At 43.1% G+C, this 25,062-nt stretch carries 20 protein-coding genes; 14 read left to right on the top strand and 6 right to left on the bottom strand.

What is annotated here, in order from left to right:
• Positions 1-53: 53 nt before the first annotated feature.
• Together C5469_RS10910 and sbcD are read right to left on the bottom strand one after the other, a co-directional pair.
• Positions 54-3,743: an SbcC/MukB-like Walker B domain-containing protein gene (locus tag C5469_RS10910; RefSeq protein WP_166306039.1), complete on the bottom strand. Its 3,690-nt coding sequence runs from the start codon at positions 3,741-3,743 to the stop codon at positions 54-56.
• Between the two features lie 89 nt (positions 3,744-3,832).
• Positions 3,833-5,083 carry an exonuclease subunit SbcD gene (sbcD, locus tag C5469_RS10905; RefSeq protein ID WP_166306036.1) on the bottom strand — a complete coding sequence of 417 codons (1,251 nt, stop codon included), beginning with the start codon at positions 5,081-5,083 and terminating at the stop codon, positions 3,833-3,835.
• 260 nt (positions 5,084-5,343) lie between these two features.
• On the opposite strand from sbcD, the gene phoB reads away from it, so the two are divergent.
• The 3 genes from phoB to brnQ all read left to right on the top strand — a co-directional run bounded on the left by phoB (position 5,344) and on the right by brnQ (position 9,075).
• A complete protein-coding gene (phoB, locus tag C5469_RS10900; RefSeq protein WP_166306033.1) occupies positions 5,344-6,033 on the top strand; it encodes a phosphate regulon transcriptional regulator PhoB in 690 nt (229 codons plus the stop codon).
• Between the two features lie 23 nt (positions 6,034-6,056).
• Positions 6,057-7,394 (top strand): phosphate regulon sensor histidine kinase PhoR, encoded by a 1,338-nt coding sequence (gene phoR / locus C5469_RS10895; RefSeq protein WP_166306030.1) that lies wholly within the window; start codon positions 6,057-6,059, stop codon positions 7,392-7,394.
• Between the two features lie 349 nt (positions 7,395-7,743).
• Entirely contained in the window at positions 7,744-9,075 is a 1,332-nt protein-coding gene (brnQ, locus tag C5469_RS10890) for a branched-chain amino acid transport system II carrier protein (RefSeq protein ID WP_166306025.1), read from the top strand.
• A 142-nt stretch (positions 9,076-9,217) separates the two neighbouring features.
• Here the strand turns inward: brnQ and ggt are convergent, their stop codons facing one another.
• From ggt to C5469_RS10875, 3 genes are all read right to left on the bottom strand, one after another.
• Positions 9,218-10,978 carry a gamma-glutamyltransferase gene (ggt, locus tag C5469_RS10885; protein WP_166306022.1) on the bottom strand — a complete coding sequence of 587 codons (1,761 nt, stop codon included), beginning with the start codon at positions 10,976-10,978 and terminating at the stop codon, positions 9,218-9,220.
• Positions 10,979-11,193: 215 nt separating this feature from the next.
• Positions 11,194-11,796: a peroxiredoxin C gene (locus C5469_RS10880; RefSeq protein ID WP_054480435.1), complete on the bottom strand. Its 603-nt coding sequence runs from the start codon at positions 11,794-11,796 to the stop codon at positions 11,194-11,196.
• 257 nt (positions 11,797-12,053) lie between these two features.
• The gene (locus tag C5469_RS10875) at positions 12,054-12,650 is read right to left on the bottom strand and encodes an acyl carrier protein phosphodiesterase (protein ID WP_166306019.1); all 597 of its coding nucleotides are present in this window, start codon (positions 12,648-12,650) and stop codon (positions 12,054-12,056) included.
• Positions 12,651-12,754: 104 nt separating this feature from the next.
• Here C5469_RS10875 and queA point away from each other — a divergent pair, with 104 nt between their 5' ends.
• The 11 genes from queA to pgpA all read left to right on the top strand — a co-directional run bounded on the left by queA (position 12,755) and on the right by pgpA (position 22,754).
• On the top strand, positions 12,755-13,822 hold the full coding sequence (gene queA, locus C5469_RS10870; protein WP_166306016.1) for a tRNA preQ1(34) S-adenosylmethionine ribosyltransferase-isomerase QueA: 1,068 nt from the start codon (positions 12,755-12,757) through the stop codon (positions 13,820-13,822).
• A gap of 177 nt (positions 13,823-13,999) precedes the next feature.
• Positions 14,000-15,124, top strand: a complete 1,125-nt coding sequence (gene tgt / locus C5469_RS10865) for a tRNA guanosine(34) transglycosylase Tgt (RefSeq protein WP_166306013.1) — start codon at positions 14,000-14,002, stop codon at positions 15,122-15,124.
• A gap of 146 nt (positions 15,125-15,270) precedes the next feature.
• The gene (yajC, locus tag C5469_RS10860) at positions 15,271-15,603 is read left to right on the top strand and encodes a preprotein translocase subunit YajC (RefSeq protein WP_041382377.1); all 333 of its coding nucleotides are present in this window, start codon (positions 15,271-15,273) and stop codon (positions 15,601-15,603) included.
• 27 nt (positions 15,604-15,630) lie between these two features.
• Positions 15,631-17,478 (top strand): protein translocase subunit SecD, encoded by a 1,848-nt coding sequence (gene secD / locus C5469_RS10855; protein WP_166306010.1) that lies wholly within the window; start codon positions 15,631-15,633, stop codon positions 17,476-17,478.
• Between the two features lie 10 nt (positions 17,479-17,488).
• Positions 17,489-18,457 (top strand): protein translocase subunit SecF, encoded by a 969-nt coding sequence (gene secF, locus C5469_RS10850; RefSeq protein WP_166306007.1) that lies wholly within the window; start codon positions 17,489-17,491, stop codon positions 18,455-18,457.
• A gap of 115 nt (positions 18,458-18,572) precedes the next feature.
• A complete protein-coding gene (gene nrdR, locus C5469_RS10845; RefSeq protein ID WP_041382373.1) occupies positions 18,573-19,022 on the top strand; it encodes a transcriptional regulator NrdR in 450 nt (149 codons plus the stop codon).
• Between the two features lie 7 nt (positions 19,023-19,029).
• Complete coding sequence (ribD, locus tag C5469_RS10840; RefSeq protein ID WP_339414130.1) at positions 19,030-20,139, top strand: bifunctional diaminohydroxyphosphoribosylaminopyrimidine deaminase/5-amino-6-(5-phosphoribosylamino)uracil reductase RibD; 1,110 nt, start codon at positions 19,030-19,032, stop codon at positions 20,137-20,139.
• Positions 20,140-20,265: 126 nt separating this feature from the next.
• Positions 20,266-20,736, top strand: a complete 471-nt coding sequence (ribH, locus tag C5469_RS10835; RefSeq protein ID WP_166306004.1) for a 6,7-dimethyl-8-ribityllumazine synthase — start codon at positions 20,266-20,268, stop codon at positions 20,734-20,736.
• A gap of 26 nt (positions 20,737-20,762) precedes the next feature.
• On the top strand, positions 20,763-21,182 hold the full coding sequence (nusB, locus tag C5469_RS10830; RefSeq protein ID WP_036772468.1) for a transcription antitermination factor NusB: 420 nt from the start codon (positions 20,763-20,765) through the stop codon (positions 21,180-21,182).
• A gap of 98 nt (positions 21,183-21,280) precedes the next feature.
• Positions 21,281-22,270, top strand: coding sequence for a thiamine-phosphate kinase (thiL, locus tag C5469_RS10825; RefSeq protein ID WP_166306001.1), 990 nt, complete (start codon positions 21,281-21,283; stop codon positions 22,268-22,270).
• Positions 22,263-22,754 carry a phosphatidylglycerophosphatase A gene (gene pgpA, locus C5469_RS10820; protein ID WP_166305998.1) on the top strand — a complete coding sequence of 164 codons (492 nt, stop codon included), beginning with the start codon at positions 22,263-22,265 and terminating at the stop codon, positions 22,752-22,754. The genes thiL and pgpA overlap by 8 nt, the downstream gene beginning before the upstream one ends.
• A 434-nt stretch (positions 22,755-23,188) precedes the next feature.
• Here the strand turns inward: pgpA and dxs are convergent, their stop codons facing one another.
• Complete coding sequence (dxs, locus tag C5469_RS10815; RefSeq protein WP_166305995.1) at positions 23,189-25,054, bottom strand: 1-deoxy-D-xylulose-5-phosphate synthase; 1,866 nt, start codon at positions 25,052-25,054, stop codon at positions 23,189-23,191.
• Between the last annotated feature and the right edge of the window lie 8 nt (positions 25,055-25,062).

The following is a 25,062-nucleotide window of genomic DNA, read 5'->3' as shown; positions in this document are numbered from 1 at the left end:
AGGATTTCATAGCTCCTCTGCTTGCTCACTTAAGTACTTTGCTCTTTTTTTACTCACTGTCTGGTATAACGAAATTCAGGTGCGAGTTTACTTATCCCAAGTCCGTTAATTTTTTTCACCTTGATCTGTACAGGAATACGTTCTTTCATGGCTTCGACGTGGCTTATGACGCCGATCGTTTTCCCGGAAGCATTCAGATTATCCAAAGCATCAAGAGCAATATCCAGGGTTTCTGGATCAAGTGTGCCAAAGCCTTCATCCAGAAATAGTGAATCAATACAGGTTTTATTGCTGACCAAATCAGATAAAGCTAAAGCTAGCGCGAGGCTGACCAGAAAACTTTCGCCACCGGAAAGTGTTTTGGTATCACGGATGGCATCGGCTTGCCAGGTATCAACGACTTGCAGTTCAAGTCCGTCACTATTTTTGCGTTGCAAATAGTAGCGTCCGTGGAGTTTGTTCAGTCGTTGATTGGCAAGATGAACCAGATGATCCAGCGTCAGACCTTGGGCAAAACGGCGGAATTTAGCGCCATCTGCTGAGCCAATCAGGTTATTAAGGTAGCTCCAGTCATCATAATTTTGTCGGCAATGGTTGATTTCTTCTAACAAGGATTTTTGCTGTTGACGGCGTGCTGCATCATTACTAAGTAGGTTTCTCAATTCCCCTTGTTGCAGTGTGTTTCTTTTCAATTCTTCAGTGATATTTTCCAACTGTTCAATGAGTTGTGGTTTTGTATATTGATCAAGCAACTTGGGGCGATTTTTCAGGTGTTGTTGTAGGGCTTCTGCTGCTTTCTGACACAAGGTTTTGGCCTGCACTTGTTGTTGTTCAAGCTGTTCTTTGCGTTGTTGCAATTCCTTACGTTGTTCTTGTGATAACAGCGCTGCTTCAAAGGTAATTTGATCTGCAAAGATGCTTTCGGTTAATGCAGAAGTGAAATTTTGTTCTGCCAGCTGTCTTTGGTGATCAGCTTGGTTACAGTTTTTTTCTGTCTCATAAATTGCACCGGTAAGTTGGTTAATGTGAGATTGTGCTTGTTGAAAATGTGACAATGCCTGCTTGTATTCTTCTTCTAGTTTCTGAGAATGTTGCTGTAGTGCCTGAGTTATTTTCGCAACGGATTGCTCACCAAATAGCTTTTGGCGCTGTTGTTGTGTTTTTTCGAGTCGCTGTTTTTGTTGCTGCTCTTTTTGATGAAGTACGTTTAAATGGGATGCGTATTCTTCTTTCTGTTTATTCAACGATTCAATCTGATTTTGAATGACAGCTTGTTCTTTTTGGAGCTGTTGCCAGTTTTCCCGGCAGTTTTGATATATCTGCCACTCATTTCTACGTTGTTGTAGCCAGTTTTCAGCATCATTCAGAATTGGCAGTGATAAATCATATTCTTGTAATTCCGAACTCATTTTTTCAATAACATCACTTAGCTTGTGCCGCTGGTGTTGTATCTCTGGTTGTAGTTCAGATAGATATTTTTTCAAGGCATTATGTTGTTGTTTATCCAGTTTAATTCTTTGCTCAATTTCTTTAATGTGTTCTTTATGCACTGTCAGTGTTTTTTCTGTTTTTTGATACTCTTTTTCTGCCAGTTCAAATTCGGTTAATTGAGTCTGGTAGAGCTGATAAGCCGACCTGTTCTGTTGCACAAATGCTTCAAGTGCTGGTTTATCTAACGGAGAAATTTCAGTTTGTAATATTTCACAAGTTTGTTGCCATTGTTGAGTCAATGAATTCAGTTGTAGTTCAGCATCTGCAATTTCTTGCAAAATATGATTGTATTGTTGTTGTTGGAATTCTTTTTTATTGACCAACGATATTTTGGTCGTTTGCAGTTCTTCAGATTGCTGACGTAAATCTTTTAGCCGTTGTTCTGATTTTGGCAATTCAATATTTTGATAAGCTTGAATAGCTGGATGATGTTCAGAGCCGCAAAGAGGGCAAGGGTCGCCTTCCTTAAGTTGTGCTCGTTCTTTTTCCAGACTGACAATCTTTTGTTCTAAATGAATACGTTGAGAAAGATCTTCCAGATGTTGCTGTTTTTCTGAAAGTTGTTTATCAGCAACTTCCATTTGAATAGGTAGTTCTTTTAATAATTTTTCTGGTTGTTGTAAGCGAATATTGTTACTGGCAATAGTTGTTTGTAATTGCAGGATCTGAGGGGACAATACCTCCAATTTATGTTGTAGAGTCAGTTGCTGCTGATATTCAATTAATTGTTTTTTTAATTTTTCCTGTGAATATTGCTTTTGCAGATTAAAGAATTGCTGCTCTGCTTGTTCAAATGCCAGTTTCAGTGGTTGGCTATTTTCAATCTGTTGTTTTAAATCTTTTTGTTGCTTATTCAGGTTATCGGTGAATTGTGTGATCTCGGTGGTGAGTTTTCCTGCTTTTTGGGTCTGATGATTAATCTGTTGTTGCTGTTCTTGCCACCAGGAGAATTGGTGTTGCCAAAAAGTAATTTTTTCACCGAAATATTGATGATGAGGTTGCTGCTCAAAATAATTTTCCAGTTGTTTTCTTTGGCTGGTTAATGACAGGGAATGTTGGTTTGCCACGTTGTATTGCTGATTAGTATTTTCAAACTCTGTTTTCTGTTCGTTAATGTGTTGTTGAGTAAGGTTCAGATCTCTACTCTGAATATCAATTTGATGATCCAATGGAATCACTTGCTCTGATATCAGTTCTTCTTGTTGTTGCCGATGTTGTTGATGTGCTTCTCTGGCAGAGTCTGCGTTAGTCACTTTTTGCTGTATCGGTGTGAGAGTTTGCTGCCGTTGATGAAGTTGCTGACGCATATCTTCCAACTGTTTACTGATTCTCTGGTGTTCAGATTGAGTTCGGTTTTTGTTATCCAATAATGGACGAAGTGTTTCTGCTGGTTCACTGTTTGCCAGTTTTTGGAGCTGCGGTTCTGCATGGGTAAGTGCTTTTTCTGCTTGTTGTAAAGCCGCATTATTTTCAGTCACAAATTTCTGGAACTCTTCTTCACGAGTTAACCATTGCTCTGAATGTTGCAGTGTTTTTATCTGCTGATTCAGTTGTGATTCAGAATGTATGAGTTGTTGCTGTTGTTCCAGATATTGTTGATGTTGTTCTTCTGTTAGTAAATCAATGGCAGATGCTTTGGCTTGCAAAATCCCCAGATCTGATTGTGCTTCTTTGTATTGCTGGTAAATTTGCTGAGATAAAATACTGTAAATTTCAGTACCGGTTAATTCTTCCAATAAATCAGCCCGTTCATTCGCTTTAGCATTGAGGAACGCGGCAAAGTCGCCTTGGGATAACAACATGGATTTGGTGAAACGGCCATAATCCAATCCGGTAATTTCAGTGACTTTCTCTTCCTTATCCTGAATTTTATCAGCTAGGATTTTGCCGTCCTCTTTGCATGCGAGTTCGACTTTGGGCGTTTGCAGGTTACCGTCGGGTTGATTACGCGCTCGCCGTTGGCTCCAGAAAGCGCGATAGGCGACACCTTTCACTTCAAATTCAACCTCAGCCAATGATTCTGCTGTGTGGTGGGTCATCAGTTCATTTTGTGAAGTAGAAATTGTCGTCAGGCGTGGTGTTTTGTGGTAAAGCGCAAGGCAGATAGCATCCAGTAAGGTGGTTTTACCTGCCCCGGTAGGGCCGGTTATTGCGAACAGACCATTACTGGCAAACGGTTCTGCTGTGAAATTAATTTTCCATTCACCTTGTAATGAATTAATGTTTTTTAGCCGTAGACTCAGTATCTTCATGTCTGTTCCTCCTTATTTTTATTCTGATATACCCGTTATCTTTCAAGTTGCCTCTTTGTTGGCTGCTTTCACTTACCCCAGTCACATAGTTATCTATACTCTTGGGGATTCGTTCCCTTGCCGTCGCGAGGCATATAGATATCATTCAGGGTTTGTTCGAAAAGAGTGGTCAGACGTTTTTTATGTTCTTCATCGTTAAGTTCTGTTTGCTCAAGCCTCCGGGCAAAAACTTCGTTAACGCTGAGTTCTGTTAGGGTTTCTCTGTTCTCTTTCGTCAACATATTTTGTCGTTGTGTTTTGGCACGTCGTAGCAGAATGACTTCTACCGGAAGTTCTGCAACCATTAATTGAACTCTTTTCTGGATATCATGGAGGTAATCTTGTGTTGCAACTTCGATATCCAACCAAACAGGTTGCTCACCTTTATAATCATTAAGAGTCTGTAACTGTTGCTCAATTTGTTGCAGGTTGCCTCTGATAAGTTGTATAGGCTGATATTGAGGAACGGGTAAAAGTTTAATGGATTCTAGCTTGCCTTGAGCAAATTCCACTAAGCAGACACTTTTTTCCTGCCCCACTTCATCAAAACTGAGTGGAATGGGGGAGCCGCTATAGCGAATATGTTCAGATTTAGCGACAATTTGTGGCCGGTGAATATGCCCAAGTGCAATATAGTCTACTGGCGGGAAAGCTTGCGCAGGGAAGGCATCAAGTGTACCAATATAAATATCCCGGACTGAATCTGTGACAGAGGCGCCAACGGTGGTCAGATGTCCAGTTGCGATGATAGGTAAGGGTAAACTCAGTTGATCACGTAATTCACAAGCTTGCTGATAGAGTCGATTGTAGTGTTCTGCAATGGCTTCCTGTAATGCCAGTTGTTTTTGTTCGCCTGACTGGCCCGCCTGGCTGGTCATAATATCCCTTGGTCGCAGAAAAGGGATTGCACAGAGGATTGCCCCGGTATTGCCTTCCTGAGTGTTTAGTATTTTTATCTGTTTTTGTGGATCTTCTTCAGCATTGGCGATGACGGTGGTATTCAGGCAGGAAAGTAGTTCCTTGGATTCATTCAACGTTGCTACTGAATCATGATTACCTCCAAGGATAATTAACTGACAGCCAGTAGGTTGCAGTTCAACAACAAAGCGATTGTACAATTCACGGGCGTAGCTGGGAGGTGAGCCGGTATCAAACACATCTCCGGCAACAATCAATGCATCGACCTGGTAATTTTTAATCTGTTCAATCAACCAATGCAGAAAATGTTTATGTTCAGCGGCTCGGCTTTTTGTAAAAAAATATTGGCCAAGATGCCAGTCAGAGGTGTGAATAATGCGCATAATTCCCCGCAATTCGTTAAGGTGAAAGATGATTATAACGACTGTAATCTGGATATCATTCTTAAATCTGATTTCGTGAATATATCTCCGAGCCGCTTCTCATTTCATTATGAAAATGACAATTGTTAAATTAATTATTGCGAAACAGATTGCAGGCGGGGGATAACGGAGGCAGGATTTCATAAATTTGTCATAAAACTGACGCATAATACTTTTTAAAATTAAGTAGCGCTTATCTCAATAGATTAACAGGATTGCCCATGACAAGACGTATTCTGGTAGTTGAAGATGAAACTCCAATCCGTGAGATGGTTTGTTTTGTATTGGAAAAAAATGGGTATCAGCCGGTAGAAGCGGAGGATTACGATTCAGCGTTGGCATGTTTATCTGAACCCTATCCTGATTTGGTGTTGCTGGATTGGATGATCCCGGGTGGTTCTGGTTTGCAGATAATAAAGCAAATGAAACGAGATAATAATGTTCGAGATATTCCAGTGATGATGTTGACGGCCCGTGGTGAAGAGGAAGATCGGGTTCGTGGTCTGGATGTCGGGGCAGACGATTATATAACCAAGCCTTTCTCCCCTAAAGAGTTGGTTGCCAGAGTTAAAGCGGTATTGCGGCGTATTTCACCCATGATGATGGAAGATATCATTGAAATGGATGGCCTGATTTTGGATGCAACTTCTCATCGGGTGACTAGCCAGGATCAAGTGCTGGAGATGGGGCCGACTGAATTTAAATTACTGCACTTCTTTATGACTCATCCTGAACGGGTCTACAGCCGTGAACAGTTGCTCAATTATGTTTGGGGAGCAAATGTTTATGTCGAAGACAGAACTGTCGATGTGCATATTCGTCGTTTACGTAAAGTATTAGAAATCGGTGGTCATGATAAAATGGTACAGACTGTTCGTGGTACTGGTTATCGTTTTTCTACCCGTTACTAAGTCCGCGCACCGGAGGATCTGATGTGTTAGAACGTTTATCTTGGAAGAAACTGCTTTCAGAACTGTTTCTTTTCTGTTTACCTGCCTTAATTTTATCGATGTTTATTGGGCACTTAGCTTGGTGTTTGTTTGTTTCGGTATTTTTGGTGCTGATATGGCATGGCTATAACTTACTGAAACTTTCGGATTGGTTATGGTTGGATCGCAGTATGTTACCACCTTCGGGAAGAGGGGGATGGGAGCCCATTTTTTATGGTATTTACCAGATGCAGCAACGAAATCGGAAGCGACGTCGTGAACTGGCTCTTTTGATCAAACGTTTTCGTAGTGGGGCTGAGTCATTGCCAGATGCCATTGTTATGATGACAACTGAGGGTAACATTTTTTGGTGTAACCGCTTAGCACAACATTTACTCGGGTTCCGCTGGCCTGAAGACAATGGGCAGCATATTTTTAATTTACTCCGCTATCCTGATTTTAACCGATATGTTCTTTCCCGGGATTTTTCACGTCCGTTATCGATCGAATTAAATAATGGCTTCACTGTTGAGTTCCGAGTTATGCCTTACTCTAAAGGGCAATTATTAATGCTTGCCAGAGATGTGACACAGAAACGAACATTAGAAAATGCCCGCCGTGATTTTTTTGCAAATGTCAGCCATGAAATGCGTACTCCTCTAACTGTATTGCAGGGTTATTTGGAAGTGATGCAGGATCAGGATGTAAGTGGTTCGCTGAACAAGAAAATGTTGAATACCATGCAGGAGCAAGCCCGGAGGCTGGACAGTTTGGTGAAGCAATTATTGCAGTTGTCTAAAATCGAAGTCGCTCCTCAGATTGATATGAATGAAATAGTTGATGTGCCTTTGATGCTGAAGGTATTGCGTCAGGAAGCGACGGCGCTTGGTAATGGATGTTATAAAATTAATTTCAATATTAGTGAAGAATTGAAAGTTTTTGGTAATGAAGAGCAGCTACGCAGTGCGATGTCGAATCTGGTTTATAATGCTATAAACCATACCCCGGAAGGGACTCAGATTGATGTCAGTTGGAAAAAGAATTCCCATAGCGCTGAGTTTGCAGTGAAAGACAATGGGCAGGGTATCAGTGCTGAACATTTACCTCGTTTAACTGAACGTTTCTATCGGGTAGATAAGGCCCGTTCCAGGCAAACGGGAGGAAGTGGCCTCGGTCTTGCTATTGTTAAACATGCCTTACATCATCACCATTCTCATCTTGAAGTCCTCAGTGAAATAGGGCGAGGAACAACCTTCAGTTTTACTTTACCGATAGGACTGATTGTACCGACTAAAATAACCGGTAAAAGAGATAAGGATGGTTTGATTAAAAGTAATAATTAACCTCCGCAATTAATCATTAGCTTATCAGGTCAAAAAAAACACAAATCATATAGTGTGTATTCAATGATAGCTAACAGCAATCACTGAATTTAAAAAAGAGTGTGGTATATAGTTCTGCATTCTGGTTTATCTATTGCCTTCTAGCACTATAAAAGTTTTACTTGTGGGCAGTTGCTGGCGATTCTGTCTATAATAGTTACTATAATTCTGTATTTAACAGATACCAGTGAATATTATTTTGATAATAAATCGTTAAATTGGGGTTCAATATTGCCAATATGTGCCTAATTATTGGTGGTATTTATACTATTCAAACCATTAAAATGGTAAAAAAACATTAATAATCATTATGACACATCGTTTATCATCTAAGGATATTTGGGCATTAGGGTTTATGACTTTTGCCCTATTTGTGGGAGCCGGAAATATTATTTTTCCGCCTATGGTGGGATTGCAATCGGGTGAATATGTTTGGCTGGCGGCATTAGGCTTTCTAACCACTGCGGTTGGTCTACCAGTCATTACAATCATCGCGTTGGCAAAAGTAGGCGGAGGTATTGAAGAGCTGAGTTCACCAATTGGTAAAGCAGCTGGTTTGTTGCTTGCTACGGTGTGTTATCTGGCTGTTGGTCCTTTATTTGCAACTCCACGTACTGCAACGGTCTCTTTTGAAGTGGGGATTGCTCCTCTTACCGGTTCAGGTGAATTACCGCTTTTTATTTACAGTCTAATCTATTTTACTTTGGTGATTGCTGTCTCGCTTTACCCAGGCCGTTTACTTGATACGGTTGGGCATGTGCTAGCACCAATTAAAATGTTAGCGCTAGGCATACTTGGTGTTGCTGCTTTACTTTGGCCAGCGGGTAGTTCAATTCCTGCAATTGATGTTTATCAGCAAATCCCATTCTCTAGTGGTTTTGTTAATGGTTATCTGACGATGGATACCTTGGGGGCTATGGTATTTGGTATTGTCATTGTTAATGCCGCGCGTTCAAGAGGTGTTGCTTCATCTTCATTATTGACTCGTTATGCGATGTGGGCAGGATTGATTGCCGGGATTGGTCTGGTGCTGGTTTATCTGTCTCTGTTTAAACTGGGTTCGGGTATTGGTGCATTAGTTCCTCATGCAGAGAACGGCGCTGTAATTTTGCATGCCTATGTTCAGCATACTTTTGGTAGTGTGGGCAGTATTTTCTTGGCTGTACTGATTTTTGTCGCCTGTATGGTGACGGCAGTTGGGTTAACTTGTGCGTGTGCTGAGTTTTTTAGCCGTTATTTGCCCCTGTCTTATCGTTCACTGGTGCTGATCCTTGGAGTGTTCTCCATGCTGGCTTCTAACCTTGGTTTGAGTTATTTGATTAAGGTTTCTATACCAGTACTGACTGCTATTTATCCACCGTGTATCGTTCTGATTGTGCTGAGCTTCACTTTCGGTTGGTGGAATAATTTCACCCGTATTCTCGCCCCAGTTATGTTAATTAGCCTGTTGTTTGGTATTTTAGATGCCATCAAGTCATCTGAAATGCTGGTGCACTTATTACCAGATTGGGCAACGCGTTTACCGTTGGCTGATCAAGGGTTGGCTTGGTTAGCACCATCCCTGTTGATTCTGATTATGTTTGGTATCTATGACCGTGTTCTGGGGCGTTCTGGTACACGCGAGAGTCAGATTCATCAATGATGAGCTGTTTTATCTGACTTTTTGCTATTGTCAGATGTTTAAGGAAAATATGGGATGGGATTTCTGAGAAAAGGATATCCCATCCCGGTATTTTGAAATTTTTTCTCTTACATGGATTGTTTGTTTCCTGAATTATTGGTTATTAGTAACCAATAGCAGCACCTGCCGGACGTCTAACATCATTGGCACCATAGAAGTGTTTTTCACGCACCTGACCCGATACGGCAGCATCGTTACCTGAAGAATTGGTATTTGAAGTAGCAGCTTTCGGTAAACCAACCATAATCACCTCAGCGGCACCCCATGGTGTTTGTTCCACCATCTTATATCCCATTTCTGCCAGTAGATTCAGTGAATCTTTAGAAAGACCACGTTGTTCATAATATACTTCATCTGGTAACCATTGATGATGAATACGTGGGCTATTGACGGCTTCTTGAGGTTGCATACCGTGTTCGATGATATTCAGAGCCGCTTGCAGGGTGATGGAGATAATACGAGAGCCACCTGGGGAACCTAGTACAAGGAATATCTTATTGTCTTTAGTGACAAGTGTCGGACTCATTGATGATAGTGGACGCTTACCGGGGGCAATGGAGTTCGTTGCTCCCTGAACAAGCCCATACAGATTCTTCTCACCAATTTTAGTTGTAAAATCATCCATTTCATCATTCAGGAAGAAACCTGTCCCAGGTGCAATAACAACTGCTCCAAACAGCCCATTAATGGTATAGGTGGTTGAAACTGCATTACCTTCGCTATCTACAATTGAGTAGTGTGTGGTTTCTGGTTTCTCATGTGGTCCAACACCGGGTTGAACGTTTTCTGATCTTGTTGCTTCCCCTGGTCTTATATTTTTACGTAAAGATTCAGCATAGCTCTTACTCAATAAGCGATCGATTGGGTTTTTGACAAATTCTGGATCGCCAAGGTAAGTATTTCTATCCATATAGGCATGACGCATTGCTTCTGTCAGTGTGTGAACATAATCAGCAGAATTGAATCCCATTTCTTTGAGGTTGTAGCCTTCCAGAATATTCAATGTTTCACACATTGTTACCCCTCCTGAACTTGGTGGAGGTGAAGAGATAAATTTGTACCCACGATAGCTACAGGTGATTGGTGCCGTTTCTGAGATTTTATAATTGGCAAAATCGGCTTCGGTGATGATACCGCCTGATTTTTTAGCTGCTTCTGCGACTAATTTAGGAATATCTCCATGATAGAAAGCTTCCGGCCCTTTTTTGGCAATTAACTCCAGTGTATTCGATAAATCGGTTTGTACCAGTTTATCTCCCGGTTGATAAGGGGAACCATCTTTACGCAGGAAAATGCGGGCCGCTTCTGGATCTTTGCGAAAACGTTCGATTGTAGTGTCCAGAATATCGGTGTCTGCTCGTGTCAGTATAAAACCTTCACGTGCTAGCTTAATCGCGGGTGCTATGACTTGTTCACGGCTTAGTTTGCCGTATTTTTTCAGGGCACTGTCCAGTCCCATGACTGTTCCCGGCACACCGACTGCCAGATAGCCATATAAACTGGCACCTTTAATAACATTGCCTGCTTTATCCAGATACATATTTGCGTTTGCTGCATTTGGGGCAGTCTCGCGGAAATTAATAAAAGTATCAGTGCCATCAGCTAAATGAATTGTCATAAAGCCACCGCCGCCGATATTGCCACAGCATGGGTTGACAACGGCTTGGGCATAACCAACAGCAACCGCTGCATCAATCGCATTTCCACCTATTTTGAGAATATCCACACCAACTTGTGAAGCAAGATGTTGAGCTGATACAACCATGCCATTTTTAGCTTCAACGGCAGGTTCAGAAGCTGCATAAAGATGAGAGGAGATAAGTAAGGATATTATAGCCAGTGGTGTTTTCCATGTTTTCAACATGTTGAGAACTCCTGTTATTTTGTGAGGTGATTTTTATAAGTAGAAATATTTACTTTTGTACAAATTTTAATGTTAACCAATTGTAAATTTAATTATAAGAGGTGATAGTTATCCGGAAGGCTGTTTTTTTGTGCGCTAGGTGGCAAAATGAGGAATTTCAGAATAAAAAACCAGTTGGAATAAACCAACTGGTTGAATATTGGTAACGTTTGAGCTTACAGTTTAGCAGCGTTTTGGGACAAGTACTTAGCTACTCCGTCTGGAGAAGCACTCATACCTTCTTTACCTTTTTCCCACTGTGCAGGGCATACATCGCCGTGCTCTTCGTGGAATTGCAGTGCGTCAACCATACGCAGCATTTCGTCAATGTTACGACCCAGTGGCAGATCGTTAACGACTTGGTGACGGACAATGCCATTTTTGTCGATCAGGAAAGAACCACGCAGAGCTACGCCTGCATCTGGATGCTCAATGCCGTAGGATTTTTGAATTTCTCGTTTAGTATCAGCAACCATCGCATATTTAACTTCGCCAATACCGCCTTTCTCGATAGAGGTTTTACGCCAAGCGTTGTGAACGAATTCAGAATCAAAAGAAACACCAACGACTTCAACACCACGTTTTTTAAATTCTTCGTAGCGGTGGTCAAATGCGATCAGTTCAGAAGGACATACGAAAGTAAAGTCCATCGGCCAGAAGAAGATAACGGCAGGCTTACCGTTCAGATGATTTTTTAGGTTGAAATTTTCAACGATTTCGCCATTACCGAGAACAGCTGCTGCTGTAAAGTCGGGGGCTGGACGGGTTACCAGAACCATAATTTACTCCTGTAATTTTGATCGGGGTTTGTGTGAAAATTGGATATAGAATAAGGAATTAGCGTACACCAATAAAGGGAAAAATACTAATTTTTGCAATAGATTTTACCTATCAATACCTTATTTTTATTTTCTTTACCTTAAGAAAATAGGGATATTTTTGCAAAGGTTTAGCTGGATTCACATTGAAAGGTCATCTCATTAGGCTATTTTGTTTGGTATAGGGTAAACCTGAGCAATGTCTAGGTAAAATCGGCTTATTGAGCTGGACAGTAGAAACCCTTATTTTCCGCTTTATTCATCATATAGGGATAAAATTGCCAGAATAGCGCTTCTAAATCAGAGTAATGTTGTTCTATATCCTGAAATGACCCAGATAAAGCCGATAACTTGGGATGTCTTTGAGCCATTCCCTTTAATACATTTGCGATAAACGTAAGATCTGCATAGCGGATCAGCCAGTTTTGTGGCCATAAAAATTCATTCAGCTCCTGAAATTTTTCAGGTGTTTTGTAAAGATGGGGTTCTATCTGATTGCGGGCATGGTGAATAAATGCGGGTAACGTGTAAGTAGGTACCAATTTATTCCAATGCAGGGAAAGGAAGTGATCCCAGATAATATCCAATGTAATCGGCGCAACCCGTCGATATGGCGCACTGAACAAGTGACGGGCTTGAATAACCAATGGATGGGTATCTGTTAATACGTCAACCCGTCGATGCATACGAATACCTGCAACTACACCAGCGTCGTATTGCCCCTCTGGATTACCACGAACAAAATCCGCCATTAAGTTCCCTAGTAAGGAACTTTCAGCCAGCGTAGCTAAATGAAGGTGAGCGAGAAAATTCATCCAGTAATTATAATATAAATCAGCGAAGTTATGTGCTTATTTGTTGCACCCTAAGAATTGTGGCACTAGACTAGTCCGCTTGTTTTTCTGAATGATTAAATATAATGCGTGTCTCCGATTTTACTTTTGAACTTCCTGACGAAATGATTGCTCGTTATCCTCAACCACAACGCAGTGGCTGCCGTCTGCTTTCTCTTGACGGTGAAACAGGGGCGTTAACGCATGGTGTTTTTACGGATGTTCTCAATAAACTGAATACTGGAGATTTGCTGGTTTTCAATAATACCCGGGTAATACCTGCGCGTATTTTTGGCCAAAAGGCCACTGGCGGTAAGCTGGAAGTTCTGGTTGAACGAATTCTGGATGACAAGCGAGTACTTGCACATGTGCGTGCTTCCAAAGCGCCGAAAGAGGGAACTGAGTTGCTGCTGGGGGATAATGAGAGTATTAAAGCAACCATGCTGGCACGCCATGATACCCTGTTCGAAATACGTTTTGATGATGAGCGTGATGTGCTGTCCATTCTGGATAATGTTGGTCATATGCCTTTGCCTCCTTATATTGATCGCCCTGATGAAGAGGCGGATCGCGAGCTATATCAGACGGTATACAGTGAACGCCCTGGTGCAGTAGCGGCGCCAACGGCGGGGCTTCATTTTGATGAGCCGTTATTGGAAGCTCTGCGTGAAAAATGCGTGGAGATGGTTTTTGTTACCTTGCATGTAGGCGCAGGTACTTTCCAACCAGTGCGTGTAGAAACTATCGAAGACCATGTTATGCATGCTGAATATGCTGAGGTACCTGAGAATGTGGTTGATGCTGTTCTGGCATGTAAAGCGCGAGGTAATAAAGTTGTTGCTGTCGGCACAACGTCAGTCCGCTCTTTAGAAAGTGCAGCAAGAGCTTGTCAAGATGGATTAATTGCGCCATTTTTTGATGATACACGGATTTTTATTTATCCGGGTTTTGAATATCAGATTGTTGATGCTCTGATCACTAATTTCCATTTGCCGGAATCGACACTTATTATGTTGGTTTCTGCATTTGCCGGTTATAAAAATACGATGAATGCTTATAAAGAAGCAGTGGCAGAAAAATATCGTTTTTTTAGTTACGGCGATGCCATGTTTATTCGTCGTAATCCATTAGCTTTCGAGGAAAAAATTTCTTAATTCATTGTCATAATGTATGTAATCAGTGGGAGTGTGTTGTTGGGGATTTCTGAGAAGGATATGTCTGAATATTTTTTTGTCGGGATTGCTGTTTGTCCGTAAATACCCACTCTGCTCTGGTTTCAAATGTTTTTTGAGTAACAGCATCAGACTGTTTATCTGGTGCCTGGAGGTTAAGTGAAATTTGAATTACAAACTACCGATGGTCAAGCCCGTCGAGGTCGCTTGGTTTTTGAGCGTGGAGTTGTAGAAACTCCGGCATTTATGCCTGTTGGTACTTATGGCACAGTAAAAGGAATGACGCCGGAAGAAGTGAAAGAAACTGGCGCGCAGATCCTGCTGGGCAATACATTTCACCTGTGGCTGCGTCCCGGGCAGGAAATAATGAAGCTTCATGGTGACTTGCATGGATTTATGCAATGGCATGGCCCAATTTTGACAGATTCAGGAGGGTTTCAGGTATTTAGCCTTGGGGCGATGCGTAAAATCAAAGAGGAAGGTGTTCATTTCCGTAACCCAATTAATGGTACACCGGTTTTCCTTAGCCCGGAAAAATCAATGGAAATCCAGTATGACTTGGGTTCCGATATTGTCATGATTTTTGATGAATGTACGCCATATCCTGCTGATTGGGATTATGCGAAACGTTCGATGGAAATGTCCTTACGTTGGGCGGCTCGTAGTCGTAAGCGTTTCGATGAATTGCAGAATAAAAACGCATTATTTGGTATTATTCAAGGTAGTGTTTACGAAGATTTACGTGACATCTCAATAAAAGGTCTGGTAGCGATTGGCTTTGATGGGTACGCTGTAGGCGGTTTAGCGGTAGGGGAACCTAAAGAAGATATGCACCGCATTCTTGAGCATATCTGTCCGCAAATCCCGCAGGATAAACCGCGTTATCTGATGGGGGTAGGGAAACCTGAAGATTTGGTAGAAGGAGTTCGCCGTGGCATTGATATGTTCGATTGCGTGATGCCAACCCGTAATGCCCGCAATGGTCATCTTTTTGTTACAGAAGGTGTCATTAAAATTCGTAATGCCAAGCATAAAGAAGATACTTCACCGCTAGATGAACAGTGTGATTGTTATACTTGCCGAAATTATAGCCGAGCATATCTGCATCATCTTGATCGTTGTAACGAAATTTTGGGTGCAAGGCTGAATACTATCCATAATTTGCGGTATTATCAGCGCTTGATGGCTGGGCTCCGTAAAGCCATCGAAGAAGGTAATCTTGAGCAGTTTGTTGAAGATTTTTATCAGCGGATTGGTAAACCGGTTCCGCTATTGAATGTTTGACTTATAACCTATCCCAATCGGTGGAAGTGTTGCATAAGTAGTTAATGGGATAGGCAGTTAGTAGTGATTGACTGGTTTCGGTGTGTATAGCATATTGCAGCTGGTTTTTGATTACTATCGATTTTGATAACAATGAGGGAAGTTTAATGAGTTTTTTTATTTCTGAAGCAGCGGCATCTGCTGGTGCACCGGCTCAGGGAAGCCCATATTCTTTGATCATCATGCTGGTTGTTTTCGGTCTGATCTTCTACTTCATGATTCTGCGTCCACAACAGAAACGTACCAAAGAACATAAAAAGCTGATGGATTCCATTTCCAAAGGTGATGAAGTTCTGACCAATGGTGGTTTGATTGGTCGTGTCACGAAAGTTTCTGACACGGGTTATGTTGTTGTAGCGCTGAATGACACTACTGAAGTGACCATTAAACGTGATTTCGTCGCTGCCGTTTTACCGAAAGGTACAATGAAAGCTCTGTAATTTCTGATTTTCCCGAAGGGAACTGCCGTGCTAAACCGTTATCCTTTGTGGAAGTATCTGATGCTGATCGCTGCGATCCTCATCGGTTTGCTTTATGCACTTCCCAACCTTTATGGTGAGGATCCGGCTGTACAAATCACTGGCGCGCGAGGCATTGCCGCCAGTGAGCAAACGCTGGACCAAGTCCGTAATGTTTTAGAAAAAGATCAAATCACGAGTAAATCTATTGCGCTGGAAAATGGTGCGATTCTTGCTCGTTTCAATAATTCTGATATTCAGCTTCGTGCCCGTGAAATATTGATGTCCGCATTGGGCGATCAGTATGTGGTGGCATTGAACCTGGCGCCAGCAACACCAACCTGGCTGAGTAAGCTTGGCGCAGAGCCAATGAAACTGGGTCTTGATTTGCGTGGTGGCGTGCACTTCCTGATGGAGGTGGATATGGAAACCGCGTTAGGCAAACTGCAAGAGCAGAATATTGATGGCCTGCGCACTGATTTACGTGAAAAAGGTATTCCTTACTCCACTATCCGCAAAATTGAGAATTACGGTGTAGAAATCCGTTTCCGTGATGAAAAAGCTCGCTCTGATGCGGAGAGCTATCTCACTGGCCGTCACCGTGATTTAGTGTTCAGTGTTGGAACAAACAATACCCTGAAAGCGGTAATGAGTGATGAGCGTCAGCGCGAAGCCCGTTCTTATGCAGTGCAACAGAACATTACCATTCTGCGTAACCGTGTTAACCAGCTGGGTGTTGCAGAACCATTAGTTCAGCGTCAAGGCTCTGACCGTATCGTGGTTGAATTACCGGGTATTCAGGATACTGCCCGCGCTAAAGAAATTCTTGGTGCGACAGCGACATTGGAATTCCGTTTAGTTAATTCCAGCGTTGATGCTACAGCGGCTGCGTCAGGCCGTGTACCGGGTGATTCTGAGGTGAAAAATACCCGTGATGGTAATCCGGTTGTGTTGTATAAGCGCGTTATTCTGACTGGTGATCACATTACAGATTCGACCTCTGGTACGGATGAATACGGTCAGCCAGAGGTGAATATTTCACTAGACAGTGCCGGTGGTACCGCGATGTCTAATTTCACCAAAGACAATGTTGGTAAACCAATGGCGACGCTGTTTGTGGAATATAAAGACAGCGGTAAGAAAGATGCTAATGGCCGGGCTGTGTTAGTCAAAAATGAAGAAGTGATTAACATTGCTAATATCCAGACTCGTTTGGGGAATAATTTCCGTATTACTGGTATTTCCAATGCAACTGAAGCCCGTCAGTTATCTTTACTGCTGCGCGCAGGTGCTTTGATTGCACCGATTCAGATTGTGGAAGAGCGCACTATAGGACCAACTCTCGGCCTGCAAAACATTGAGCAAGGTTTGGAAGCTTGTTTGTGGGGATTGATCGCATCAATCCTGTTTATGGTGATTTACTATCGCAAATTTGGTTTGATTGCGAGTAGTGCACTGTTGGCTAACCTGGTGCTGATTGTTGGTGTAATGTCCCTATTACCGGGGGCTACGCTAACCATGCCGGGGATTGCAGGGATTGTTCTGACGTTGGCGGTGGCAGTTGATGCTAACGTGTTGATAAACGAGCGTATCAAAGAAGAATTGCGTAATGGCCGTACTATACAGCAAGCGATACACGAAGGTTATAAAGGTGCTTTCTCCAGTATTGTCGATGCTAACCTGACCACGCTGATTACGGCTGTCATTCTTTACGCTGTTGGTACCGGGTCAATTAAAGGCTTTGCGATAACAACGTCAATTGGTGTCGCCACTTCTATGTTCACTGCTATTGTCGGTACTCGGGCTATCGTGAACCTGCTATATGGCGGTAAGCGTATTAAGAAGCTGTCAATTTAAGGAGCTCGTTGTGGCACAGGATTATACTGTTGAACAATTGAACTATGGTCGTAAAGTCTACGACTTTATGCGCTGGGACAACGTTGCTTTCGGAATTTCGTTGCTGCTGTTGGTGGCTTCTATTTTTGTGATGGCAACTCGCGGTTTTAACTGGGGATTGGATTTTACCGGTGGTACGGTAATCGAAATTAAGCTCAGTAAACCGGCTGATCTGGATAAAATGCGTGATAACCTGGCAAAAGCGGGTTTTGCAGATCCCCTGTTGCAAAATTTCGGAAGTAGTCGTGACGTGATGGTGCGTATGCCACCGGTTACAGGTGCTGCTAATGAAGAGCTGAGCAAAAAGGTGATCAAGGTTATCAATGACACCGTTGATAAAGATGCGAATGTAAATCGCGTTGAAATTGTTGGGCCGAGTGTCGGTGCTGAACTCGCTCAAAATGGTGCCATGGCGTTGCTGGCGGCGCTTATCTGTATCTTGATTTATGTTGGATTCCGGTTTGAATGGCGGCTGGCATTGGGTGCGGTTCTCGCGCTTGCGCATGACGTCGTCATCACGCTAGGGGTACTGTCGTTGTTCCATATTGAGATTGACCTGACAATTGTGGCGTCGCTGATGTCTGTTATTGGTTACTCACTGAATGACAGTATCGTGGTTTCTGACCGTATCCGTGAAAACTTCCGTAAGATCCGCCGCGGTACGTCGTATGAAATTATGAATGTGTCTCTGACCCAAACACTGAGTCGTACCATTATGACTTCTGCGACAACCTTATTGGTGGTACTGATGTTGTATATTTTTGGTGGCGCGATGCTGAAGGGGTTCTCACTGGCGATGTTAATCGGTGTTTCTATCGGTACGATATCTTCTATCTATGTTGCTTCCGCATTAGCGTTGAAACTGGGTATGAAGCGTGAACACATGATCCAGCAAAAGGTTGATAAGGAAGGGGCTGATCAGCCATCTTTATTGCCTTAATCATTCTGCCTTGATGCTGTTTAAACACCCTGTGAGTATCCGGCTGACAGGGTGTTTTTTATTCAGATTAAGGATAAACTGTAAATTTAGTTCGTATTAACCATCAGGAAACGATATGCATTGCCCATTTTGTGCTGCTGTTGATACCAAAGTGATTGACTCCCGTTTGGTCGGGGATGGTTCGCAGGTGCGCCGACGGCGCCAGTGTCTTGAGTGTCATGAACGATTCACCACTTTTGAAATGGCTGAGTTGGTTATGCCGAGAGTGATAAAAAGTGATGATATCCGGGAGCCATTTGATGAAGAAAAATTACGGCGCGGTATGCAAAAAGCACTGGAGAAACGCCCGGTCAGTTCTGATGATGTAGAAATGGCGATTAGCTATATTAAATCTCAGTTACGAGCTACCGGTGAACGGGAAATTCCATCTAAGATGATTGGTAATTTGGTAATGGATGAGTTGAAGAAATTGGATAAAGTCGCCTATATCCGTTTTGCATCCGTCTACCGCAGCTTTGAAGATATTCGTGAATTTGGCGAAGAGATTGCTAAATTACAGGATTAATAAGCTAGTGAATAGAGATGAAAAATATATGGCGCGCGCGCTTGAATTGGCGCGTCAGGGACGTTTTACCACATCACCTAATCCCAACGTTGGTTGTGTAATTGTGCGTGATGGACAGATTGTCGGGGAAGGTTTTCATTTACGTTCTGGTGGCCCGCATGCTGAAGTTCATGCTTTACGGATGGCCGGAGATAAAGCCAAAGGTTCAACCGCTTATGTCACTCTTGAACCATGCAGTCATCACGGTAAAACGCCTCCTTGTGCTGATGCCTTGGTTACGGCTGGTGTCAACCGTGTGGTTACCGCTATGCAAGATCCTAATCCTCAAGTAGCGGGAAGAGGGCTTTATAAGCTGCAACAGGCGGGTATTGAAGTAGAACATGGATTGATGATGGCGGAAGCGGAATCCCTTAACCGGGGATTTCTGAAGCGGATGCGTACAGGGTTCCCGTATGTTCAACTGAAGATGGCTTCTTCTCTTGATGGGCGAACTGCGCTAGCTTCCGGAGAAAGTAAATGGATTACATCATTACAGTCTCGTTATGATGTGCAGAAACTCCGTGCTCAGTGTAGCGCAATTCTGAGTTCCAGCAGCACGGTTCTGGCTGATAATCCTTACTTGACGGTTCGTTGGAACGAACTGGATGCAGAAACTCAGGCGGTTTATCCGGAGGAAAATCTTCGTCAGCCAGTGCGTGTCATTGTTGACAGTCAGAATCGTGTTGCTCCGCATCATCAGGTCATACAACAACCTGGTCATTGTTGGTTGGTACGAACCAAAGCGGATGAAGATAATTGGCCTGAAAATGTAGAGCAGATACTGCTGCCTGCTCATGATGTTGGAGTGGATTTAGTATTACTGATGATGCAACTGGGCAAACGTCAGATTAATACTGTTTGGGCAGAATGCGGTCCGTTATTGGCTGGCGCATTGTTGAACTTGGGGCTGGTGGATGAGCTGGTTCTTTATGTCGCACCAAAGGTGCTGGGTGATACCGCTTGTGGTTTGTTTACTATTCCTGAACTTAAAAATCTAGCCGAGGCGCCAGAATTTAACATTTTTGATGTACAGCAAGTTGGGCCTGATCTTCGCCTGCGCCTGCGGCCTGTATACTGATTGAATGTATGAAATATGGGTTAGTTTGCTTGTTTCTATACTTTGTTGCTAAATCGGCAGGCGCAGCTAACGAAAGAATATGATAGAATCCGCCCCCCTGCGGATATGAACAGATAAAGGAAGGCTATGAACGTAATCAAAGGTGTTGTTGCAGCTCCACAAGTTCGTGTGGCGATTGCTATTGCACGTTTTAACAACTTCATTAATGACAGTCTGTTAGACGGCGCGGTAGATGCGCTTGAGCGTATCGGTCAGGTTGCCTCAGAAAATATTACTGTTGTCTGGGTTCCTGGTGCATATGAATTACCATTGACGGTGAAAACACTGGTTGAAACCCAAAAATATGACGCAGTTATCGCGCTGGGTACAGTTATCCGCGGTGGTACAGCTCACTTTGAATACGTTGCTGGTGAATGTAGTTCCGGTCTGTCTAATGTGGCAATGACCAGTGAAATTCCAGTAGCATTTGGTGTTCTTACTACAGAAAGCATTGAACAGGCGATTGAGCGCGCTGGAACTAAGGCGGGTAATAAAGGTGCAGAAGCTGCATTAACCGCTTTGGAAATGGTCAATGTAATTAATGCCATTAAAGGCTGATTTTAGTTTTAATTAAGGGGAATCTTGTGAAACCTGCTGCTCGTCGTCGTGCTCGTGAGTGTGCTGTTCAGGCTATATACTCATGGCAGTTATCTGGCAATGACATTGCTGATGTTGAATTACAGTTTCTGTCGGAGCAGGACGTCACTGGTGTTGACGTAACCTATTTTCGTGAATTGCTGTCAGGGGTAGCTGTGAACGCGGTTAAACTGGATGCTTTGATGGCTCCTTATCTTTCCCGTCAGCTCGAAGAGTTAGGTCAGGTAGAAAAAGCCATTTTACGTGTTGCTATGTTTGAACTAAGTTATCGTGATGATGTCCCTTATAAAGTGGCTATTAACGAAGCTATCGAATTGGCAAAAGTCTTCGGTGCTGAAGATAGTCACAAATTCGTGAACGGGGTACTGGATAAATCTGGTCCAGCAGTACGTAAGAAAAGAAAGTAACTGCTCGCCGGGTTTTTCCCACTGTAGACGATGATTTGTAAGGCCGGTTATCCCCGGCCTTATATTCATAATCATCAGTAACTTTTTGGGATTTTATTATGGCATGTGGCGAATTTGACCTCATTGCACGTTATTTTGATCGGCAGGCAACTAATCGGCGTGATGTCAATCTTGGTATTGGTGACGACTGTGCATTGATGACGATAGCCGATAAACAGCAATTGGCTGTTAGTACTGATACCTTGGTTTCAGGCGTTCATTTCTTACCTGATATCTCTCCTGAAGATTTAGCTTATAAATCTCTTGCTGTGAATCTTAGTGATTTGGCGGCTGTTGGTGCCGATCCTGCTTGGCTTTCATTGGCGTTAACATTACCGGAAGTAGATGAAAGTTGGCTGAGAGGGTTCAGCGATAGCTTGTTTGAACAATTGAACTACTATGGTATGCAACTTATTGGTGGTGATACCACCCTCGGACCAATGAGTCTCACGTTGACGATTCATGGTTTGGTTCCCGTAGGCAGAGCATTGAGACGTGCTAGCGCAAAAAATGGCGATTGGATTTATGTGAGTGGATCGCTGGGTGATAGTGCGGCGGGTTTGGCTCTGTTACAAAACCGTTTGCAGATCGCTGATCCTGAAGCCTGTAATTGGTTGATCCAACGTCATCTCAGGCCGCAGCCTCGTATTTTGCAAGGACAGGCGCTGCGTGGGCTGGCAACATCAGCAATTGATTTGTCTGATGGATTGATTTCCGATTTGGGGCACATCCTGAAAGCCAGTCGATGTGGGGCCAGAATAAATCTGGATGCAATTCCTTACTCCGATGCGATGAGCCAATATATTGAACCACAGCAGGCTCTGATGTGGGCTTTGAGTGGCGGGGAAGACTATGAATTATGTTTTACCGTCCCGGAAAGGAATCGGGGTGCTTTAGAAATCGCGTTGGCTCATACTGGGGCTAGTTTTAGTTGTATCGGACAGATTATGCCGGAATCGGAAGGAATCCGTTACTACAGCAATAATAAAGAGATTAAATTGGATCTGAAAGGGTTTGATCATTTTATTAAGGAGGAAACTCATGGATGAAGCCAAACGTCGTTTACGGATGAGTAATCCCTGGCATTTATTAGCGACAGGTTTTGGTAGTGGTTTATCACCGATAATACCGGGGACAATGGGATCTGTGGCTTCTATTCCATTTTGGTTATTACTGATGCAATTTCCAGAATGGATTTGCTGGTTGGTTATTATTATCGGGATGTTGTTTGGGATAATGATTTGCCAGCGTACTTCTGATGATATGAAAGTACATGACCACGGCAGTATTGTTTGGGACGAATTTATTGGTATGTGGATCACACTGATGGCAATTCCAGTTATTAACTGGCAGTGGGTTTTGACTGGTTTTATTGTGTTCCGTATTTTTGATATGTGGAAGCCGTGGCCAATTCGCTGGTTTGATCGCTATGTTCACGGTGGATTAGGTATCATGTTGGATGATATTATCGCGGCTATATTCTCGTTCGTGATTGTCTGGTTATTAGTGTTCTATCAGGTTTTTGCTTTCTGATATGCGCTAATGAGATTGGTACTAAGTTTGGCGCGCTGCATTGATGTAGCGGATTCGCTGATGTCTAGAATTAACGACCATTTTCAGGTGCTAGAAACTGCATCTTGAAGTTTCTTGGGTATATAAATTTGGGGTTCTCTAATTTATCCTGAAACATATTTAATAAGGCTGGAAGATCTTCCGGCCTTTTTATGATCATCTTACCTTATAATCCCCAATCAGCTATTTCATCTGCAACTTAATCATCTCCCTGAGCTGGCTCTGTTGCCGCCGGTATTAAACACCGCCTGTTTAAGCCATTTCTCTTTAAGATGTATTGCCAAAGGGGCCACTTTAGGCAATACATTCATTGAAAGCTTAAGTCCCACGGTTTTTCAGAGTTGTATTCATCAGAAAAAACGCAGATTTTTGGTTTTTACGGCTGTAGTTTTCAGTTAGGACAACAGCCTTTTGTTAATGCTATTTTTAATACCGGTAGCATCCAGTCCTAAATCAGCTCTGATTTCTTCCTGGCTACCTTGTGGTACAAATTGGTCAGGTAGGCCGATATTTAGAATCTGCACAAGATGACCTTCTTGCATCAGTAGTTCGTTAACACCGCTTCCAGCACCGCCCATGATGGCGTTTTCTTCCAGAGTGACCAGTAAATCATGGCGGCCAGCCATTTCCAGAATCAATTCTTTATCTAGTGGCTTAACAAAGCGCATATCAATAACAGTTGCATCCAGTGATTCAGCTGCGGTCATTGCATCGGGTAACAGGGTACCAAAGTTTAGAATAGCAACTTTCTTACCCTGACGACGAATAACACCTTTACCAATTGGTAATTGTTTAAATGGTTGAAGTTCTGCGCCAGTTCCTGTTCCTCGTGGATAGCGCACGGCTACCGGACCTTGCTGATAATGATAGCCTGTGTGTAGCATCTGGCGACATTCGTTCTCGTCACTTGGCGCCATAATCACTATGTTAGGAATACAACGCAGGAATGAGAGATCGAAGGCTCCTTGGTGTGTTTGACCATCAGCGCCAACGATACCACCGCGATCTATTGCAAACAGGACTGGCAGATTCTGGATTGCAACATCGTGAATAACTTGGTCATAAGCACGTTGTAGGAATGTTGAATAGATAGCGACAATAGGCTTGTAACCACCAATTGCCAGACCTGCGGCAAAAGTGACGGCATGTTGCTCTGCGATAGCGACATCAAAGTATTGATCGGGGTATTCGCGGGAGAAACGCACCATACCAGAACCTTCACGCATCGCCGGTGTGATTGCCATTAGCTTTTTATCATTAGCCGCTTCTTCACATAACCACTCCCCAAAGATTTTGGAGAAAGTAGGGCGGTTGTCTGAACTTTTAGGTAATGTACCCGTCGCTGGATCAAATTTAGGCACCGCATGCCAGCTGATAGGATCTTTTTCGGCGGGGGCATAGCCACGGCCTTTTTTGGTCATGATGTGCAGTAGTTGCGGCCCTTTCAACTCTCGCATGTTTTTCAGGGTCTGGGTCAATGTCAGTACATCATGCCCGTCAATTGGCCCAATGTAGTTAAAACCCAACTCTTCAAACAGAGTGCCAGGAATGACCATTCCTTTGATGTGTTCTTCTGTTTTTTTCAGTAGTTCTTTAATCGGAGGTAGGTTGGAAAAGACTTTTTTTCCACCTTCCCGTAATGTGGTGTAGAGTTTACCGGAAAGAAGCTGAGCCAGATGGTTATTTAGCGCCCCGACGTTCTCTGAGATAGACATTTCGTTGTCATTGAGAATGACCAGTATATCTGGGTCAATATCCCCTGCATGGTTCATCGCTTCGAAAGCCATACCGGCAGTTATCGCGCCGTCACCAATAACGCAGACTGTACGACGGTCTTTGCCTTCGCGCTGAGCGGCAATTGCCATACCTAATCCAGCGCTGATAGAGGTAGATGAGTGCCCGACGCATAAGGTGTCGTATTCACTTTCATCTCGCCATGGGAAAGGATGAAGCCCATTCTTTTGACGAATTGTATCAATACGATCTCGACGTCCTGTCAGGATCTTATGAGGATAAGCCTGATGACCGACATCCCATACCAGCTTATCGAAAGGCGTTTTATAAATATAATGTAACGCCACAGTCAGCTCAACGGTACCAAGACCGGAGGCAAAATGACCACTAGAGCGACTGACACTGTTTAGCAGGAATTGCCGAAGTTCATCACATAACTTCGGCAGGCTCTCTCTTGGCAACATACGAAGTTCTTCAGGATTTTCCGCTAATGCCAATGTTGGGTATTTGGCTATATCAATGCTCATTTGATGCT

The organism is Photorhabdus cinerea, from assembly GCF_011189575.1.
In the GTDB taxonomy this organism is placed as follows: domain Bacteria; phylum Pseudomonadota; class Gammaproteobacteria; order Enterobacterales; family Enterobacteriaceae; genus Photorhabdus; species Photorhabdus cinerea.
The sequence above is the reverse complement of the archived record's forward strand: the minus strand, read 5'-3'. Positions and strand labels throughout refer to the sequence as shown.

Bases quoted from the DNA above. Each gene is read 5' to 3' on its own strand.
- phoB (WP_166306033.1), top strand. From the start codon at position 5,344: ATGACAAGACGTATTCTGGTAGTTGAAGATGAAACTCCAATCCGTGAG.
- thiL (WP_166306001.1), top strand. From the start codon at position 21,281: ATGGCATGTGGCGAATTTGACCTCATTGCACGTTATTTTGATCGGCAG.
- pgpA (WP_166305998.1), top strand. From the start codon at position 22,263: ATGGATGAAGCCAAACGTCGTTTACGGATGAGTAATCCCTGGCATTTA.
- C5469_RS10910 (WP_166306039.1), bottom strand. From the start codon at position 3,743: ATGAAGATACTGAGTCTACGGCTAAAAAACATTAATTCATTACAAGGT.
- C5469_RS10880 (WP_054480435.1), bottom strand. From the start codon at position 11,796: ATGGTTCTGGTAACCCGTCCAGCCCCCGACTTTACAGCAGCAGCTGTT.
- nrdR (WP_041382373.1), top strand. From the start codon at position 18,573: ATGCATTGCCCATTTTGTGCTGCTGTTGATACCAAAGTGATTGACTCC.
- sbcD (WP_166306036.1), bottom strand. From the start codon at position 5,083: ATGCGCATTATTCACACCTCTGACTGGCATCTTGGCCAATATTTTTTT.
- brnQ (WP_166306025.1), top strand. From the start codon at position 7,744: ATGACACATCGTTTATCATCTAAGGATATTTGGGCATTAGGGTTTATG.
- ggt (WP_166306022.1), bottom strand. From the start codon at position 10,978: ATGTTGAAAACATGGAAAACACCACTGGCTATAATATCCTTACTTATC.
- yajC (WP_041382377.1), top strand. From the start codon at position 15,271: ATGAGTTTTTTTATTTCTGAAGCAGCGGCATCTGCTGGTGCACCGGCT.
- dxs (WP_166305995.1), bottom strand. From the start codon at position 25,054: ATGAGCATTGATATAGCCAAATACCCAACATTGGCATTAGCGGAAAAT.
- C5469_RS10875 (WP_166306019.1), bottom strand. From the start codon at position 12,650: ATGAATTTTCTCGCTCACCTTCATTTAGCTACGCTGGCTGAAAGTTCC.
- queA (WP_166306016.1), top strand. From the start codon at position 12,755: ATGCGTGTCTCCGATTTTACTTTTGAACTTCCTGACGAAATGATTGCT.
- ribH (WP_166306004.1), top strand. From the start codon at position 20,266: ATGAACGTAATCAAAGGTGTTGTTGCAGCTCCACAAGTTCGTGTGGCG.